Consider the following 15,901-nt stretch of genomic DNA (forward strand, 5'->3'; position numbering starts at 1 on the left):
CGGACCGTTTCGTAGGATCGCCTCCGTGACGACGGGGAACGCGGCAGAGACAGCGGGCGGCCGGGCGGTTGCGCCCGCGCACGAGGCGTACCGGCCGCATCCACCGTCGTACGCGGGGACTCCTCCCCCTCCGCCGGCGTCCCCGCCCCCCGCTCCGCCCACCGAGGTCGAACGCGAGCTGTCCGCGGCCGTCGCGGGCGGCAGCGCGGAGGCCGTCCTCGACGTACTCGCGCGCACCCGGCTGTACGTGCTCGTACCCCGGCTGCACGCGGACATCCCGGACTGGACGCCCCCGCTGCCCACGTTCCGCGACGAGGCGACCCGGCGGATCTGCGTACCGGTCCTGACTCCGGGGATGCTGCCGCCCTGGCACCCGGAGTGGGTGTTCCGGGAGGTGGGGCTCGGAGGGCTCGCCCGGATCTGGCCGTACGACGCCCGCCGCCTCGCCGTGAACCACGGCACCCCGTACACCGCGATGGTCGCCGCCGGTCACCGTCGGCTGCGGGGCTGGCACCAGGCGGACGAGCGTTCGGGCGGGCCGCGGCAGGGCGTCCTGGTCACCGACGGCGGCGGACCGCTGCACGGGCCGCTCGCCCACGGTCTGGCGCTCGGCGCCCATCTCGCCGTGTCCAACGGCCTCGTGTGGAACCGGCTGGGCGCGGTGTACCAGGACTACGCCGCGGACCGGGCCATGCTGCGCAGGCCCTGGGGCATCCCGCACCGGGCCGAGTTCCGCGACCGGCTGGGCTCCCTGATGAAGTACCAGCTGGTGGGGCGCGTCCCGGAGGCCGTCCTGCGCACCCGGCACACCCTGGCGGCCCGGCTGGGCCGCACGCCCGGCCGGGAGGAGTGGTCGCAGGCGGTGGACCGGGCGCTCGCGGCGCGTGACGGCCACGACCGGGCGGAGGCGCAGCGGGCGCTGAACCGGTTCGTACGGTACGAGGAGCGGTTCCGGGCCGACGGGGTCCTTGCCCCGGACGGCCGGGTCGACACCCTCGCCGCCTTCGATCTGGGGCGCGCGGTCAACGTCGTACGGCTCGCGCTGGGCGCCCGCTACACCGAACCGCAGGAGGCCGGGCAGGACGTGTTGCGGCTCGGCGCTCTCGCCCGGGAGGCCTACCGCTCCTGGGACGCCTTCTCCCTCGGCTATCTGCTGGCCCGGCTGGTGCACGGTGACGACGAGGACGGCACGCCCGGCCAGGAGCGGATGTACCGGGAGGCGCTCGCCCAGCACCGCGCCCTGACCGAGGACCCCGCCGGCCCCTACCGGAACATCCCCTGGTCATGAACCCGAACCGCCCCACCGCGCCCCCGGCTGCCCCGGCCCCCTGGACGCCCGCCCCCTGGGTCCCGCCCTCCGAGACCGAGCAGCTCCTCCACGAGGCGGCGCTCCGCGGCGACCCGCGGGCCCAGCTGGCGGCGCTGGCGGGGGCCGAACTGTACATCCCCGCCCCGCGCGCCGAGGCGGACGCCAAGCCGGACACCATCACCTGGCGTGCGCACCACGACCCGGCGGGCTTCGTCTGCCGGCCGGTGCTCACCCGGGGCATGCTGCCCGCCTGGCATCCGGACTGGGTCTTCCACGGGGTGTCGCTGCGCTGGGCCGCCGAGTTCGGCTGGTCCGACCCGCGCGTGTTCCTCGGGGTCAACGTGGGGACGCCCGGGCAGCTGCTGCTGCCGACGTCCCCGACGGACCTGGCGCTGTGGCAGCGCGCGTACGCGGAGAACGACCGCCTCCCGGAGAACCGGCTGCTCGCGCTGCGGCACGGTGCGCTGCACGGCCCGCTGGCGTACGGGCTGGCCTGCGGGGCGCATCTCGCGATCGGGAACGCGGTGCCGTGGAACGAGGTCGGGACGGTCTACCGCGAGTACACCACCGAGCGCGGTCAGCTGCGCGACTCCTGGGGCATCACCGGCCACGCGGAGTGGCGCGAGCAGCTGGACGCCCTGCTGGAAGCCCGTAACAGCCCGCCGGAACCGGACTTCGTGCTGCGCACCCGCGAACAGCTGGCGTCCGCGCTGGGCCAGCTGCCGTCGGCCGATCTGTGGCGGGAGACGGCCGCCGGTCACGCCCAGGACCTGGGGGCCGCCGCCGACGTGGTGAAGGGCATCGAGAACCTCGTACGCCGGATCATGCGCTACGAGGCCCGGTTCCGCGCGGACGGGCTGCTGCCGCCCGACGGCCGGGTGCGTACGACGGTCGCCTACGACTACGGGCGGGCGGTGAACCTGGCGCGCTGGGGGCTGTCGGCGCGCTACTGCACCCCGGCGGACGCGGAGGCGGCGATCGTCCACGCGGGGGCGCTGAGCAAGTCGGCCCACTCCTCTTGGGAGGAGTTCTCGGCGGGGTACGCGCTGGGGCGGGTGCTGCGGTTCGACGAGGAGGAGTACGGCCCGTTCTACGAACAGAACGTCCTCGCCCACCGGCTGCTGGCGGAGAGCGAGGGCAGTCCGTGGCGCCACATCCCGTGGCGGTGAGCCGGAGCCGTCCGGCCGGTCGGCTCAGCCGGCGGGCAGCAGGTGGCGGTAGCTGTCCGGGTTCTCCGCCAGGTACTGCGCGAAGCTCTTGGCCGGGTGGCCGGTGAGCTGGGGCACGGCGTCCGACACGGCGGCCAGTTCGCCGCGCGCGATCGCTTCGTACGAGGTGACCCACCCGGCCACCTCCCAGTCCTCGGCCCCGTGGCCGGCCCGGGAGGCGTAGGCCTCCTCGCGGGTCTCGGGGACGTAGGTGACGGTACGTCCGGTGGCCCGGCTCAGCTCCTCGGCGGCCTCGGCGAGGGTGAACGCCTCGGGTCCGGTGAGGTCGTAGGTCCTGCCGTCGTGGGTGGTGCCCTCGTCGAGCAGCACGGCGGCCGCCGCGTCCGCGATGTCCTCGTGGGCGACGGCCGCGACCCGCCCGTCGCCGCCCGGTCCTCGCAGCACGCCGTCGGCCCCGGTCATCGCGGGCAGCCCCGCCAGATACCAGTTGTCGCGCAGGAAGGTGTGGCGGACCTCGGCCGTACGGATGTGGGCCTCGGTGTCCCAGTGGTCGCGGGCGAAGGTGAACGTGGCGTCGGGCGCGGCGCCCTGGAAGGACACGTAGACGATCCGTTCCACGCCCACCGCCACGGCCGCGTCGATCGCCGTGGTGTGCTCGCGCACCCGGTAGGGGCTCTCGTGCGCGGAGACCAGGAACAGGGTGTGCGCCCCGTCGAGGGCCCGCCGCATGGCCTCCGCGTCTCCGTACGCGGCGGCGGGCGCGCGGTCCGCGCCGGGCAGGTCGGGCAGGCGGGCCGGGTCACGGCCGAGGAGCCGTACGGGTACGCCGGTGCGGGCGAGGCGCCGGGCGACCCGGCCGCCGACGGCTCCGCTCGCTCCGGTCACGGCGGTCAGGGGGCCGATCACTGGGGTTCGTCTTCCTCTCGTTGTTCTCTCCGTGCCAGGGGTTCTCCATGCCAGGGCCGCACCTCCACGACCGCACTCACCGGGAGCGGTCCGTACAGGTGCGGGAACTCCTCGCCGCCGGGCCTCATCGCCTCGTACCGGACGGGGGCGGCGAGGCGGTCGGGGTCGACGACCAGGACCACGAGGTCCCGGCCGTCGTCCCCGTCCCCGTCCCCGTACAGCATCCGGGCCACACCGGGGAGCTGGTGGGACAGCGAGAGGTGGATGAAGCCCTCCTCCTGGAGGGTGCGGCCGCGGGTGGACATCTCGTACGTCCCTGTCCCGCGGGCCGCCTCCCACAGAGGTGCTTCGGCGAGGTGCAGCAGCGGTTCGGTCATCGGACCACGCTAGCGGGCGCTGCCCCGCGCCTGCTAGAAGGTGCGGCGACGTGCCCTGCGCGTGGCCACCAGGACCGTTCCACCGGCGGCCACCAGCGCTGCCGCGATGGACCCGATGATCCATTCACCGCCACGGGAGCCGGTGTCGGGCAGCTCGCCCGGGTGGCTCGGCGAGTGAGTGGGGTGCGGGGTGTGGTGCGTGGGGGTGGGCGTCGGGTCGGTCGGGGTGGGGGTGGGGTCCGTCGGCGTCGGCGTCGGGTCCGTCGGGGTGGGAGTCGGGTCCGTCGGCGTCGGCGTCGGGTCCGTCGGCGTGGGAGTCGGGTCCGTCGGCGTCGGCGTCGGGTCCGTGGGGGTTGGCGTCGGGTCCGTCGGCGTCGGCGTCGGGTCCGTCGGGGTGGGAGTCGGGTCCGTCGGCGTCGGCGTCGGATCGGTCGGCGTGGGAGTCGGGTCCGTCGGCGTCGGCGTCGGGTCCGTCGGCGTGGGAGTCGGATCGGTCGGCGTGGGAGTCGGGTCCGTCGGCGTCGGCGTCGGGTCCGGTGTGCAGGTCGGCAGGTCGCCGTCGAAGGGGTACGCGTGGATCTCCTGGCCGCCCGACGCGCCCGCCGAGGTGTGGGTGAGCGAACCCGCCGTGTAGAAGCGGCCGTTGGTGCCGCTCATGCTGAGCACGGTGGTGCTCGTCGGCTGGCCGACCAGGACGCTGCCCTCGAACTGGGCCGGACCGGTCAGCGACAGGTCGGTGGCGTCCGGGAAGTTCCACAGCAGGTTCTCGCGAAGGCCCTCGTTGGGGAACGAGCCCATGAACGTGGCGACGCTGCGGGTGCCCCCGTAGACGTTGACGAGGACGGTCGCACCCTCGGGGATGCCGTTGAACACGAACCCCGTGTTGCCGCCCGCCTCCGACTCCAGGTCCGCGTCCACGTCGAAGATCTGGATCGCGGACGTACCGTCACCGGTGAACGTCATGACGTCACCGGCCTTCTGCCATGTGCCCGTCGCCTCCCGGTGGTCGTCGCCGTCGTACGCGTAGCAGTGACTGGCCTCGGTGAGCTGCGGGCGCAGCTCGGTGTACGGGGCGGCCGCGTCCTCGTCGAAGCGCGGGGCGGTGGTGGGGTTCACCGTGCCCGTGAGCTCACCCGCGTACGCGACGCGGCCGGAGTGCGCGCCCTCCTCCGCGAGGAGGCGCTCGCCGTCGGCGATCGTGACGTCCCCGCCCGCCGTCAGGTAGTCGGAGCCGTCCGGCGGCGGCACCCGCGAGCCGACACCCGCGATGCCGACGTTGTAGATCTGCGAGACCCCGTCCCGCTTGTCCATGTCGAACCGGCCGAGGGTGACGACCTTCCCCTCCGCCTCGGCCGCCGCCTCCCGGACCAGGAAGTCGCCGCCGACGTAGACGTTGATGTTGCTGTCGAAGTTGGTGACCGGGCCGTTGTTGGGATCGTTCCAGCTGGACGGGCAGGAGCTGCCGAGGCAGGGTCCCAGTCCGCCCGGCAGCGGATCGGCACCCGCGGCCGGGGCCAGCACGCCCACCATCGCCGCGGCCGTGGCCACTGTCACTGCTGCCCGGATTGCGTTGCCGCGCCTGCGCGCCTTCTGTTCCATGCCGCGCAATATGCATCTTTAATGCTTAGTCATTTTGTATGACACGCCGGTTTCGCTCTGTTCCGTAGGCCTATGGGAGGTTTTTGGCGCACGACACGCGCAGGGGAACCACGGCAACCACGGAACCCGCGGACCGGTGCCTCAGAGAGCCAGCAGCTTCGCCTCCAACCGGGGGTCGAGGCCCACGGCGGGGCGGTCGGGGCGCTGGGGAGCGACGCCGCCCCGCTCGCTCAGCCAGGTCCAGGTGTCCGCGACGGTCTCCCCGGCCGGCCGGCAGCGCAGCCCGGCGGCGTGTGCCTTGGCGTGGCCGCCCCGGTGCATGGTGTCGTACAGCTCGCCCGGCGGGAGCCAGATCGGCAGGTCGCTCCACGGCTCGGCCCCGGCGGCCAGCAGGACGTCCGGACCGGTCCAGCGCAGCTCGGCGTCGGACGCGGTGACCGCGACGCAGGCGTCCAGCAGCTCGCCCATGGTGGTGTGGCCGGGGCGGCTGACGGTGTCGTACGGGCCGTTCAGCCCGCGCGCCGCCGCGTCCAGGAGCCACCGGGCGAGATCCCGGGCGTCGATGTACTGGAGCCCGGCCGTACGTGGGCCGGGGGCGATCACCGGGCCGCCGCGGGCGATCCGCGACAGCCACCAGGGCAGCCGGCCGACGTTCTCGCCGGGGCCGATGATCAGCCCGGCCCGCGCCAGCAGGGCCCGGTCCCCGAAGGCGTCCAGGGCGGCCAGCTCACCGCCGCGCTTGGCCGGGCCGTAGGGCACGTCCCCGTCCTCGTCCGGCGAGGCCCCGGCCAGCAGGGGGCTGTCCTCGCCCAGCCCCGCGGGGGTCGGGTAGGCGTAGACCGAGCGGCTGGAGACGTACGTGTAGTGCCCGGCCCGGCCGGTCAGCAGCCGGGCGGCGTCCCGTACGGCGGCGGGCGCGCCGCTCCAGGTGTCGACGACCAGGTCCCAGGTCGCACCCCCGTCCGCGAGCGCCGCGAGCCCGGCCGCACCCGCGGTGCGGTCCCCGGTCAGCGCGCGCACGCCGGGCGGGGGCGCGTGGTGGCCTCGGTGGAACACCGTGACCTGCCAGCCCCGCTCCAGCGCCGCGCCGGTGACCGCCCGTCCGACGAACTCCGTACCGCCCAGCATCAGAAGCCTCATGCGACGAGCCTGCCCGCACGGACGCGCCCCGGTAACCCCGGCACGCTGTCAGCAGAACGGGGAACCGCCCGGCAGACGCCGCATGTCAGGGCGTGCGGGCCCAGGAGTGCGAGCCCGCGCTCGGGGCGCACGCGCCCGGGGCACGGCCGCACAGGTCGCGATGTACGGGCCAGGGGCCCGGCCGCACACCACGGCCTGCACGCCGGGAGAGTGACGGCGGCTGAAAGGCCCTGTCCGTCAGGCGAGTTCCAGGGGGAAGGCGCCCCGGTGGCCGGTGCCCGCGCCGTCGACCGGGCGCGCCTCGAACTCCCGGCAGCTCCACACCTCCTGGACGAACCCGGACCGCTGGTCCCACAGGTCCAGGACATCGTCCTCGCCCGCCGCGCCCCGGTAGGCCTCCTTGGCCCCCCGGAAGCAGGCGAGGCCACCGGACAGGCCGCGGCCGGGCGCCGGGAAGTAGTCGGAGAAGGCGCAGGCGATGCAGGTCTGGAGGCGGATGCCGTCCGGGAGGATGCGCTGGACGGCGGCCAGGGCGGCGGCGAAGTCGCTCTCGGCGCGGGCCGACTCGTAGACCGCGCCGTCCAGATGGAGGGCGAGGTGGAGGTCCGGGTCGGCCCGGCGCAGCGAGAGCAGGCAGCTGAGCGTGGCGTGCCGGAGCGTGCCCGCGACGAGGACGGGCAGCGGCAGGTCCCACTCCAGTACGCAGTCGGTGAGTGCGCCGTCCGCGAGGGCGACCATCCCGCTCTCCGGCGGCATCCCCGCGACCGGGGCCAGGTCGTCGAAGCTCTCGCCCTCGAAGTCGACCCCTCGGATCCGGATGCGGAACTGCTGTCCGTCCGTGGTGAGGACGACGGCGTCGGAACCCCTGCGGTCCCGGTACCAGCCGGCCCACGACTCATCTGTCATGGGCAGGGACTGTAGCCCCTGACCGAGCCGTGCCCGACCCCTGCCCGGCCTCTCGGCCCGAGCCCTCTGCCCGGCACAGCCCCGGCAGCCGTCCGGGCCGGGCGGTTCAACCCGTACGGGGCTCACGCCACATGGGCCACATGTGCGGCCCGTCCGGCAGGTCGACGGTGCGGCCCAGGAAACGGAATCCGAGCCGCTCGTACAGCGTCCGGCTGCGGGCGCTGCTGGCCTCCAGATACGCGGGCACCCCCTCCCGGTCGCAGCGTTCCAGCTCCGCACCGATCAGCTCCGCCCCGATGCCCTCCCCCTGACGCTCGGGCCGGACGCCGATCATCAGGAGATAGGCGTGCGCGCGGTCGTGCGGGTGGACCGCTCCGGTGAGCCTCCCCACCAGCTCGCAGCGTTCGTTGCCGGGGTCGGCGGTCCGCCGCATGAGCGCGGGCGTGGGGTCTTCCTCCTCGGAGGCTCCGGCGGGCACCGGCAGCCACAGGGCCACCGCCGCGTCGCCCTCGGCGATGTCGATACGCCCCTCGGCGAGGGCGACGTCCACGAAGACGCCGAGGAACCTTCCGTGTACCGCCCGTCGGTGGGCCTCGTCCGGGAACACCCAGCTGCTGACCGGGTCGTGGTGGAACGCCTCTTCCATGACCGAGACGACCCGGGCCCTGTCCTCCGGTTGCGCCTGCTGTGTCCGTATACCCATGACCGGCTGCCGCTCCTTCTGCTGTTCGCTCCAACCAACCTCCGGAATACTAGAGTTGATAGGGCGGAGCCGGTCATGGCGGTCGGTCAGCTGGTGCGGCGGGTGACGAATTCGGCCAGGGCCAGCAGGTCGCCCGCGGCGCTCGGGTCGGGGACCGCCCGGGAGAGGTGGTGGACCGCGCGGGCCATCCGGTCGGCGGCGCAGACCTGGGCCCAGTCCCGGCCGCCGGCCCGGTCCACCGCGTCGGCCGCCCGGTCGACCTCGGCGGAGGTGCTCATGGGTCCCCGGTAGAGGGCGGCGAGCTCGGCGGCGGCCGGGGTGCCGGAGGTGAGGGCGGCGACCACGGGCAGGGACTTCTTGTGGGCGGACAGGTCGGCCCCGACGGGTTTGCCGGTGCGCTCCGGGTCGCCCCAGATGCCGATCAGGTCGTCGATGAGCTGGAAGGAGAGCCCCGCCTCCCGTCCGAAGCCGTCCATCGCCCGGACCGCCCGGTCCTCCGCTCCGGCGTAGAGGGCGCCGAGCGCACAGGCGCAGCCGAGCAGGGCACCGGTCTTGGCGGTCGCCATCGCGAGGCATTCGTCGAGGGTGACCTCGTCGGGGCCGCGCTCCTCGAAGGCGCAGTCCGCCTGCTGGCCCGCGCACAGCTCGATGACGCAGGAGGAGAGGCGGGCGGCGGCGCGGGCGGCTGCCGGATGCGTGTCCTCGGCGAGCAGCCGCTGGGCGAGGGCGAGCATGGCGTCGCCGGTGATGATCGCGTCCGGGATGCCGAAGACCGCCCAGGCGGTGGGCCGGTGCCTGCGGGTGGTGTCCTCGTCGATGACGTCGTCGTGGAGCAGGGTGAAGTTGTGAGCGAGTTCGACGGCGACGGCGGCCCGCACCGCCCGCTCGGGATCGCCGCCCAGCGCGCGGGCGGCGGCCAGCACGAGGGCCGGCCTGATGGCCTTCCCGGCCTGCCCGGCGGCGGGGGACCCGTCGGCGTTCTCCCAGCCGAAGTGGTACATCGCGATCCGGCGTATGCCGCCGGGCAGCGACTCCACGGCCGATCGCAGATGGGGGTCGACGACCGCGCGGGTGCGCTCCAGCAGCGCCGCGGCCTCGTGCCCTTCCGTCGCTGCGTCCGTACTGGTCATGGTCACGGTCACTCCTGGGGCGAGGCGATGGGTGCGGACCCGGGGGTCCGGGCGGCAGCGGCCGCCCGGACCCCCGGGGTGAGCTCGACATCAGCGCCAGCGGCTGACCTCGACGTTCTCCAGCACTCCGAGGGCGTCCGGCACCAGAATGGCGGCGGAGTAGTACGCCGTCACCAGGTAGGAGATGATCGCCTGCTCGTCGATCCCCATGAAGCGGACCGAGAGGCTCGGCTCGATCTCGTCGGGGATGCCGGTCTGCTGGAGGCCGATGACCCCCTGCTCGGCCTCGCCGGTCCTCATGCAGATGATGGAGGTGGTGCGGGCGTCGGTGACGGGGATCTTGTTGGACGGGAAGATCGGCACTCCGCGCCAGGCGGGCACGTGGTGGCCGCCGATGTCGATGCTCTCCGGGACGAGCCCACGCCGGTTGCACTCGCGGCCGAAGGCGGCGATGGCCCGCGGATGGGCGAGGAAGAGCTTCGATCCGCGGCGGCGCGAGAGCAGTTCGTCCATGTCGTCCGGGCTGGGCACCCCGTCGTGCGGCTGGAGCCGCTGCCCGTAGTCGCAGTTGTTGAGCAGTCCGAACTCCCTGTTGTTGATCAGCTCGTGCTCCTGGCGCTCGCGCAGCGCCTCGACCGTGAGCCGCAACTGCTGCTCGGTCTGGTTCATCGGCTGGTTGTAGAGATCGGCGACCCTGCTGTGCACCTTCAGCACCGTCTGGGCGACGCTCAGTTCGTACTCGCGCGGAGCGGCGTCGTAGTCGACGAACGTGTGCGGGACGACGGCCTCGCCCACGTGCCCGGCGGAGAGGTCGATCTCCGCCTCGCCGTACTTGTTGGTCCGCTGCTGCGGGATGGAGAGCAGTCCTGCGAGGTGGCCGCGCAGTGATTCGGCGCGCTCCGCGAGGTTGTACACATCGGCGCGGCTCAGGGTCAGCAGCGTGCACGCGGTGACAGCGCGGGCGGTGTACTCCCAGACGGCATCGCCGTCGATCAGACTGTGGTCACCGAAATACGCGCCGTCGGCGAGGACCCCGAGCTCCATCTCGTCCCCGTAGGGTCCGGAGCCGATCTTCTGGACCTTGCCGTGCGCCAGCAGATAGACCCGGTCCGCCGCGTCCCCCGAGGCGGCGAGCACCTCCCCCGCGGCCACGTCCCGCTGCTCGCACCTGCGGGCGAGCTCGGCGAGCACCTCCTCGTCCCCGAAGTCCCTCAGAGCGGGCAGCTCCCCCAGCTCCGCGGGGATCACGGCCACCCGGTCCCCGGTCTGGACGAAGGTCACCCGGCCGTCACCGACCGAATAGCTGAGCCGACGGTTCACCCGGTACGTACCGCCTTGTACCTGCACCCACGGCAGCATCTTCAGCAGCCACCGCGAGGTGATCTCCTGCATCTGCGGCGCGGACTTGGTGGTCGTCGCGAGGTTCCGCGCAGCCGCCGTCCCCAGACTCTGCTGCGGCGGCGCCTGCGTGTCGCGAACCTCTTCACCAACGGACATCTGACGTCCTCTCGATCATGGGCTGACCTGCGAGGAGAAGCCTTTCAGCAGGGGACTCCGCACGCCATTACACAAAAGAGTGTGACTAATCGGCCTCCGGTCGGGGCACGTTGCTCCTCGTCGCCGCGCGGACCAAGAAATTCGCATCATGCATGCCACTTATCTACGGTGGGGCTCATGCGGCTGACGAGATTCACCGACGTGGCCCTCCGCGTCCTCATGCGCCTCGCGGTCACCGAGGGCGGAGACCCGCCGACCACCCGCGAGGTGGCGGCCACCATGCGGGTGCCGTACACCCACGCCGCGAAGGTCGTCGCCCGACTCCAGCACCTCGGCCTCCTCGACGCCCGCCGCGGCCGGGGCGGCGGGCTCACGCTCACGACGGCCGGACACTCCGCGTCGATCGGCTCACTGGTGCGGGAGCTGGAAGGGGCGGAGGAGGTCGTCGAGTGCGAGGGCGGCACCCCCTGCCCGCTCCGCTCCGCCTGTCGGCTGCGCGACGCGCTGCGCCAGGCCCAGGAAGCCTTCTACGCCTCACTGGACCCGATCACCGTCACCGACCTCGTCGCCGCCCCCACGGGCCCGCTGCTACTGGGCATCGGCAGCGCCCCACCACCGGACTGAGCCCGGCCCGCCACCCGACCGAGCCTGGCTGACCGGCACCCCTGGGACGTACCCGCGCCCGAGGGTCTCCTCTCCCCAAAAATACGCATCTCACATTCCAATAAGGAGCTCCTTCCATGCTCTCCGACCGGTCCGCCGCCACGGTCCGCGCCACCCTCCCCGCCGTCGGCGCGGCCATGGGCGACATCGCGGACCTCTTCTACAAGAAGCTCTTCGCCGCGCACCCCGAGTTGCTGCGGGACCTGTTCAACCGGGGCAATCAGGCCTCCGGCGACCAGCGACGGGCCCTGGCCGGTTCCATCGCCGCGTTCGCGACCCAGCTGGTGGAGCGGCCCGGCACCCGCCCCGACGCGATGCTGAACCGGATCGCCCACAAGCACGCCTCCCTCGGGGTGGCCCCCGAGCAGTACGAGGTGGTGCACACCCACCTCTTCGCCGCCATCGCCGAGGTCCTGGGCGACGCGGTCACCCCTGAGGTCGCCGCGGCCTGGGACGAGGTCTACTGGCTGATGGCGAACTCCCTCATCGCCACCGAGGAGCGCCTCTACGCCCAGCAGGGCGTCCTGGCGGGCGTGGTGTGGCGGGAATGGGAGGTCGCCGCCCGCATCGAGGAGACCGAGGACGTCGCCACCTTCCGCCTCCGCCCGGCGGACGGCGGCGACGCCCCAGCGTTCCGCCCCGGCCAGTACGTCTCCGTACAGGTCGAGCTTCCGGACGGGGCCCGCCAGATACGCCAGTACAGCCTGTCCTCGGCCCCCGGCTCCCCGCTGCGCTCGATCACCGTCAAACGCGTGCGCGGGGCCGGCACCCCCGACGGCGAGGTCTCCCGCCACCTGCACGAGCACACCCGCGCGGGCCACCTGCTGAGCCTCTCCGCCCCCTACGGGGACCTGGTGCTCGACCACTTGGACGCACCGCTGCTGCTGGCCTCGGCGGGCATCGGCTGCACCCCCATGCTGTCGATGCTGGAGCACCTGGCCGAGGAGGGCCACGACCGCCCCGTCACCGTGGTGCACGGCGACCGCTCCCCCGCCGACCACGCCCTGCGCACCGACCACATCCGGCTGACGGAGAAGCTCCCGGACGCCGAGGCGCACTTCTGGTACGAGGCCCCGGATGCGGGGCACCCGGCGAACCGCACGGGGCTCGTCGACCTGAACGGCATCACCGTACCGCCGGGCACCCACGCCTATCTGTGCGGTCCGCTCCCCTTCATGCGCGCGGTCCGCACCCGGCTGCTGGAGGCGGGGGTCCGCCCGGCCGACATCCACTACGAGGTGTTCGGCCCGGACCTCTGGTCGGCCGCTCCCTGAAGCGGCGGAGAGGCATCCGAAACCACGAGCGGGCGACAATGGGCAGGTGAACCGCCCGCCCGGCCTCGACGCCCTTCTGCACCCCCAGGTGCCCTCCCCGCTGCAAGCGGTCCGGGACGAGCGTTTCGCGCGCCGCGGAGTGCGGCTGTTCCTCAAGAGGGACGACCTGATCCACCCCGACCTGCCGGGCAACAAATGGCGCAAGCTCGCCCTCAACCTGGCGGCGGCCGCCGGGCGCCCCGTGCTGACGTTCGGCGGGGCGTACTCCAACCACCTGCGGGCCACCGCGGCTGCCGGAAGGCTGCTGGGCTTTCCCACCATCGGCGTCGTCCGCGGCGACGAGCTGGCCCGCCGGCCGCTCAACCCGTCGCTGGCCCGGTGCGCGGACGACGGCATGCGGCTGCACTTCGTGGACCGTACGACGTACCGCGCGAAGGCCTCCCCCGAGGTCCTGGACGGCCTGCTGAGCCGGTACGGGGACGCGGTGGTCATCCCGGAGGGCGGGAGCAACGCGTTGGCTGCTCAGGGCTGTACGGCGCTGGGGCGCGAGCTGGCCGGTGAGGCCGATGTGGCTGCCGTGGCCTGCGGGACCGGCGGGACCCTCGCCGGTCTCGCCGCGGGTCTGGCCCCCGGGCAGCGGGCCCTCGGCATCCCCGTGCTGCGCGGCGGCTTCCTGGGCGAGGCCGTGGAGCGCCTTCAGCGCGAGGCGTTCGGCGGACCGGTCGGGAGCTGGTCGCTGGACGAGCGCTTCGCCTTCGGCGGCTACGCCCGTTCCACCCCGGAGCTGGAGGCCTTCGCCGCGGACTTCGAAGACCGGCACGGGCTGCCCGTGGAGCGCGTCTACGTCGCGAAACTGCTGTTCGCGCTGACCGCACTGGCCGAGGAGGGGGCGTTCCGGCCGGGCACCCGGGTGGCCGCCGTCGTGACCGGCACCCCGGAGGCCCCGACCGCCCGGAAGTCACCCGACTGACCGCCGCCCCGCTCGGACCGAACACTTCCAGGCGAACGGACACCCCGTGACGCGGAGCTTCGAGGCGGGCGGGAGCCGGCGCCGGTGCTTCGGGGACGGTTCGATCGCCTGACGTCTGGGTACGTCAATCCGGCGCCGGTTCTTCGTAATTGGAGGCCGCAGACCCCTAGCCACTGTGCGTACCCATATGCCTACCATGAGTGACGGTCGGGGACTGGGGTCCGCGTCACACGGCATCATGGATCCGATAGCGTCGCCAAGCCAAGAACCGTCGACGGACCGCATGGCTCCGGGCCACCCTTCCCGGAACCTCGAAAGAGTTTGTGCCACCTTGGAGGTGAGGGTGTCCCAGATCGCAGGCGAGCCCGGGAATCAGGACTTCGTGGAAGTCCGGCTGCCCGCTGCGGGTGCCTACCTGTCGGTGCTGCGAACGGCCACGGCCGGTCTCGCAGCGCGTTTGGACTTCACTCTCGACGAGATCGAGGATCTTCGTATCGCGGTCGACGAGGCCTGCGCGATCCTGCTTCAGCAGGCCGTGCCGGGCTCCGTCCTCAGCTGCGTCTTCCGCCTCGTCGACGACTCCCTCGAAGTGACGGTGTCGGCCCCCACGACGGACGGCCGGGCGCCCGAGCGCGACACCTTCGCCTGGACGGTGCTCTCCGCACTGGCGGGCAAGGTCGAGTCCACGGTCGCCGATGACCGTACGGTCAGCATCAGCCTCTACAAACAGCGCGGCGCGGGCCCCGGGCCGGCGTGAGCGACGGGAACGGGGACGGTCCTGTGCGGGACGAGACGATCCGACCCGGGGTGGTGCGCCCAGCAGGCATCCCGGAGCAACAGGCCCGGCCGCATCCGGTGGACGGAGCGGACGGGCCCGAGAGCCTCAACGTCGCGGTGGAGCAGCAGTCGCAGGCAGAGCGGGCGGGCCAGATGAGCGAGCACGGGCACCACGATCCACACGACCGCAGCGGGGCGCGGGCCCTGTTCATCGAGTTGCGGGAGCTGCCCGACGGCTCCGCGGAGAAGGCCGAGCTGCGCAATCGGCTGGTGCGCATGCATCTGCCGCTGGTCGAGCACCTGGCCCGCCGCTTCCGCAACCGCGGCGAGCCCCTGGACGACCTGACCCAGGTCGCCACCATCGGGCTGATCAAGTCGGTGGACCGGTTCGACCCGGACCGGGGCGTGGAGTTCTCGACGTACGCGACCCCCACGGTGGTCGGCGAGATCAAGCGCCACTTCCGGGACAAGGGCTGGGCGGTGCGGGTGCCGCGCCGCCTCCAGGAGCTGCGGCTTTCGCTGACCACGGCCACCGCGGAGCTCTCCCAGCAGCACGGCCGCTCACCGACCGTGCACGAGCTGGCCGAGCGGCTCGGCATCTCCGAGGAGGAGGTGCTGGAGGGCCTGGAGTCCGCCAACGCGTACAGCACGCTGTCGCTGGACGTGCCGGACACCGACGACGAGTCCCCCGCCGTCGCGGACACCCTGGGCTCGGAGGACGAGGCCCTGGAGGGCGTGGAGTACCGGGAGTCCCTCAAGCCGCTCCTGGAGGACCTGCCGCCGCGGGAGAAGCGCATCCTGCTGCTGCGCTTCTTCGGCAACATGACCCAGTCGCAGATCGCCCAGGAGGTCGGCATCTCGCAGATGCACGTCTCGCGGCTGCTGGCCCGCACCCTGGCGCAGCTGCGCGAGCGGCTGCTCGTCGAGGAGTAACGCCCGGGGTGAGGAGCAGCCCCCCTGTAGTGGCCCCAGTGGTCCCAGTGCTCCAGTGGTCCCGGGCCCTGCCGGGCTCAGGCGTCGGGGGTCCTCGCGGGTCCCCGGCGGATGCCCAGGATCTCGGTGGTCGCCGGGTTCAGGACGAGCACCAGACCGGTCACGGCGACCACCGCGAGGACGATCCCGGTGGGGATGAGCGCGCCCTGCGACCGCAGCAGCGTCCAGGCCACCGGCAGCGCCATGATCTGCGTGATCAGCGCGGGGCCCCGGCTCCAGCTGCGCAGCAGCATCAGCCCGCGGGCGGCGAGCAGCGGAATGGCGCCCAGGGCGATCAGGGTGATACCGACCGTCTCCGCCTGCTGCGTGCTTTCGAGGCGGCCGAGCAGCCCCATGGCCAGCAGGTAGATCCCGCCGATGGCGAGCGCCGCGCCTTCGAGGGCGTTGATCCCGGCGAGGACGGTGATCCTTCGCGGGCGCTCCGTCACGGCGGGCGAGGGGGAGGACGAGGTCGCTTCAGTGCTCACGCCCTTCAGGTTGGCATCCCG

16 protein-coding genes are annotated in these 15,901 nt (G+C 73.2%); 7 read left to right on the top strand and 9 right to left on the bottom strand.

Going from position 1 to position 15,901, the window contains the following annotated elements; genetic code table 11:
• Window positions 1-25: 25 nt before the first annotated feature.
• Window positions 26-1,288 carry a DUF1266 domain-containing protein gene (locus ACZ5WC_RS20975; RefSeq protein WP_468542208.1) on the top strand — a complete coding sequence of 421 codons (1,263 nt, stop codon included), beginning with the start codon at window positions 26-28 and terminating at the stop codon, window positions 1,286-1,288.
• The gene (locus ACZ5WC_RS20980) at window positions 1,285-2,478 is read left to right on the top strand and encodes a DUF1266 domain-containing protein (protein ID WP_468542209.1); all 1,194 of its coding nucleotides are present in this window, start codon (window positions 1,285-1,287) and stop codon (window positions 2,476-2,478) included. Before ACZ5WC_RS20975 ends, ACZ5WC_RS20980 begins: the two co-directional genes overlap by 4 nt.
• Before the next feature lie 24 nt (window positions 2,479-2,502).
• Here ACZ5WC_RS20980 and ACZ5WC_RS20985 read toward each other — a convergent pair whose 3' ends face one another.
• From ACZ5WC_RS20985 to ACZ5WC_RS21020, 8 genes are all read right to left on the bottom strand, one after another.
• Window positions 2,503-3,384, bottom strand: coding sequence for an SDR family oxidoreductase (locus tag ACZ5WC_RS20985; RefSeq protein ID WP_468542210.1), 882 nt, complete (start codon window positions 3,382-3,384; stop codon window positions 2,503-2,505).
• Window positions 3,381-3,761, bottom strand: coding sequence for a DUF952 domain-containing protein (locus tag ACZ5WC_RS20990; protein WP_468542211.1), 381 nt, complete (start codon window positions 3,759-3,761; stop codon window positions 3,381-3,383). Before ACZ5WC_RS20990 ends, ACZ5WC_RS20985 begins: the two co-directional genes overlap by 4 nt.
• Before the next feature lie 33 nt (window positions 3,762-3,794).
• Complete coding sequence (locus tag ACZ5WC_RS20995; RefSeq protein WP_468542212.1) at window positions 3,795-5,360, bottom strand: choice-of-anchor A family protein; 1,566 nt, start codon at window positions 5,358-5,360, stop codon at window positions 3,795-3,797.
• Between the two features lie 141 nt (window positions 5,361-5,501).
• Window positions 5,502-6,500, bottom strand: coding sequence for an NAD-dependent epimerase/dehydratase family protein (locus ACZ5WC_RS21000; protein ID WP_468542213.1), 999 nt, complete (start codon window positions 6,498-6,500; stop codon window positions 5,502-5,504).
• A 237-nt stretch (window positions 6,501-6,737) separates the two neighbouring features.
• Window positions 6,738-7,406 carry a DUF6304 family protein gene (locus tag ACZ5WC_RS21005; protein WP_468542214.1) on the bottom strand — a complete coding sequence of 223 codons (669 nt, stop codon included), beginning with the start codon at window positions 7,404-7,406 and terminating at the stop codon, window positions 6,738-6,740.
• A gap of 106 nt (window positions 7,407-7,512) precedes the next feature.
• Window positions 7,513-8,109, bottom strand: a complete 597-nt coding sequence (locus tag ACZ5WC_RS21010; protein WP_468542215.1) for a GNAT family N-acetyltransferase — start codon at window positions 8,107-8,109, stop codon at window positions 7,513-7,515.
• Between the two features lie 86 nt (window positions 8,110-8,195).
• Window positions 8,196-9,239 carry a family 2 encapsulin nanocompartment cargo protein polyprenyl transferase gene (locus ACZ5WC_RS21015; protein WP_468542216.1) on the bottom strand — a complete coding sequence of 348 codons (1,044 nt, stop codon included), beginning with the start codon at window positions 9,237-9,239 and terminating at the stop codon, window positions 8,196-8,198.
• A 90-nt stretch (window positions 9,240-9,329) separates the two neighbouring features.
• Window positions 9,330-10,736 (bottom strand): family 2B encapsulin nanocompartment shell protein, encoded by a 1,407-nt coding sequence (locus ACZ5WC_RS21020; protein ID WP_468542217.1) that lies wholly within the window; start codon window positions 10,734-10,736, stop codon window positions 9,330-9,332.
• A 177-nt stretch (window positions 10,737-10,913) separates the two neighbouring features.
• Between ACZ5WC_RS21020 and ACZ5WC_RS21025 the strand changes: the two genes are divergently transcribed.
• The 5 genes from ACZ5WC_RS21025 (at window position 10,914) to ACZ5WC_RS21045 (ending at window position 15,353) form a co-directional block, all read left to right on the top strand.
• Window positions 10,914-11,360 carry an RrF2 family transcriptional regulator gene (locus tag ACZ5WC_RS21025; protein WP_468542218.1) on the top strand — a complete coding sequence of 149 codons (447 nt, stop codon included), beginning with the start codon at window positions 10,914-10,916 and terminating at the stop codon, window positions 11,358-11,360.
• 116 nt (window positions 11,361-11,476) lie between these two features.
• Window positions 11,477-12,673, top strand: a complete 1,197-nt coding sequence (locus ACZ5WC_RS21030; protein WP_468542219.1) for a globin domain-containing protein — start codon at window positions 11,477-11,479, stop codon at window positions 12,671-12,673.
• A gap of 46 nt (window positions 12,674-12,719) precedes the next feature.
• The gene (locus ACZ5WC_RS21035) at window positions 12,720-13,643 is read left to right on the top strand and encodes a 1-aminocyclopropane-1-carboxylate deaminase/D-cysteine desulfhydrase (protein WP_468542220.1); all 924 of its coding nucleotides are present in this window, start codon (window positions 12,720-12,722) and stop codon (window positions 13,641-13,643) included.
• A gap of 343 nt (window positions 13,644-13,986) precedes the next feature.
• Window positions 13,987-14,400, top strand: coding sequence for an ATP-binding protein (locus ACZ5WC_RS21040; RefSeq protein ID WP_096626001.1), 414 nt, complete (start codon window positions 13,987-13,989; stop codon window positions 14,398-14,400).
• 23 nt (window positions 14,401-14,423) lie between these two features.
• Complete coding sequence (locus ACZ5WC_RS21045) at window positions 14,424-15,353, top strand: RNA polymerase sigma factor SigF (protein WP_096625999.1); 930 nt, start codon at window positions 14,424-14,426, stop codon at window positions 15,351-15,353.
• 77 nt (window positions 15,354-15,430) lie between these two features.
• On the opposite strand, the gene ACZ5WC_RS21050 is transcribed toward ACZ5WC_RS21045, so the two are convergent.
• Complete coding sequence (locus ACZ5WC_RS21050; protein ID WP_468542221.1) at window positions 15,431-15,880, bottom strand: hypothetical protein; 450 nt, start codon at window positions 15,878-15,880, stop codon at window positions 15,431-15,433.
• Window positions 15,881-15,901 lie beyond the last annotated feature (21 nt).

It is taken from the genome of Streptomyces sp. NPDC033165 (assembly GCF_055577965.1).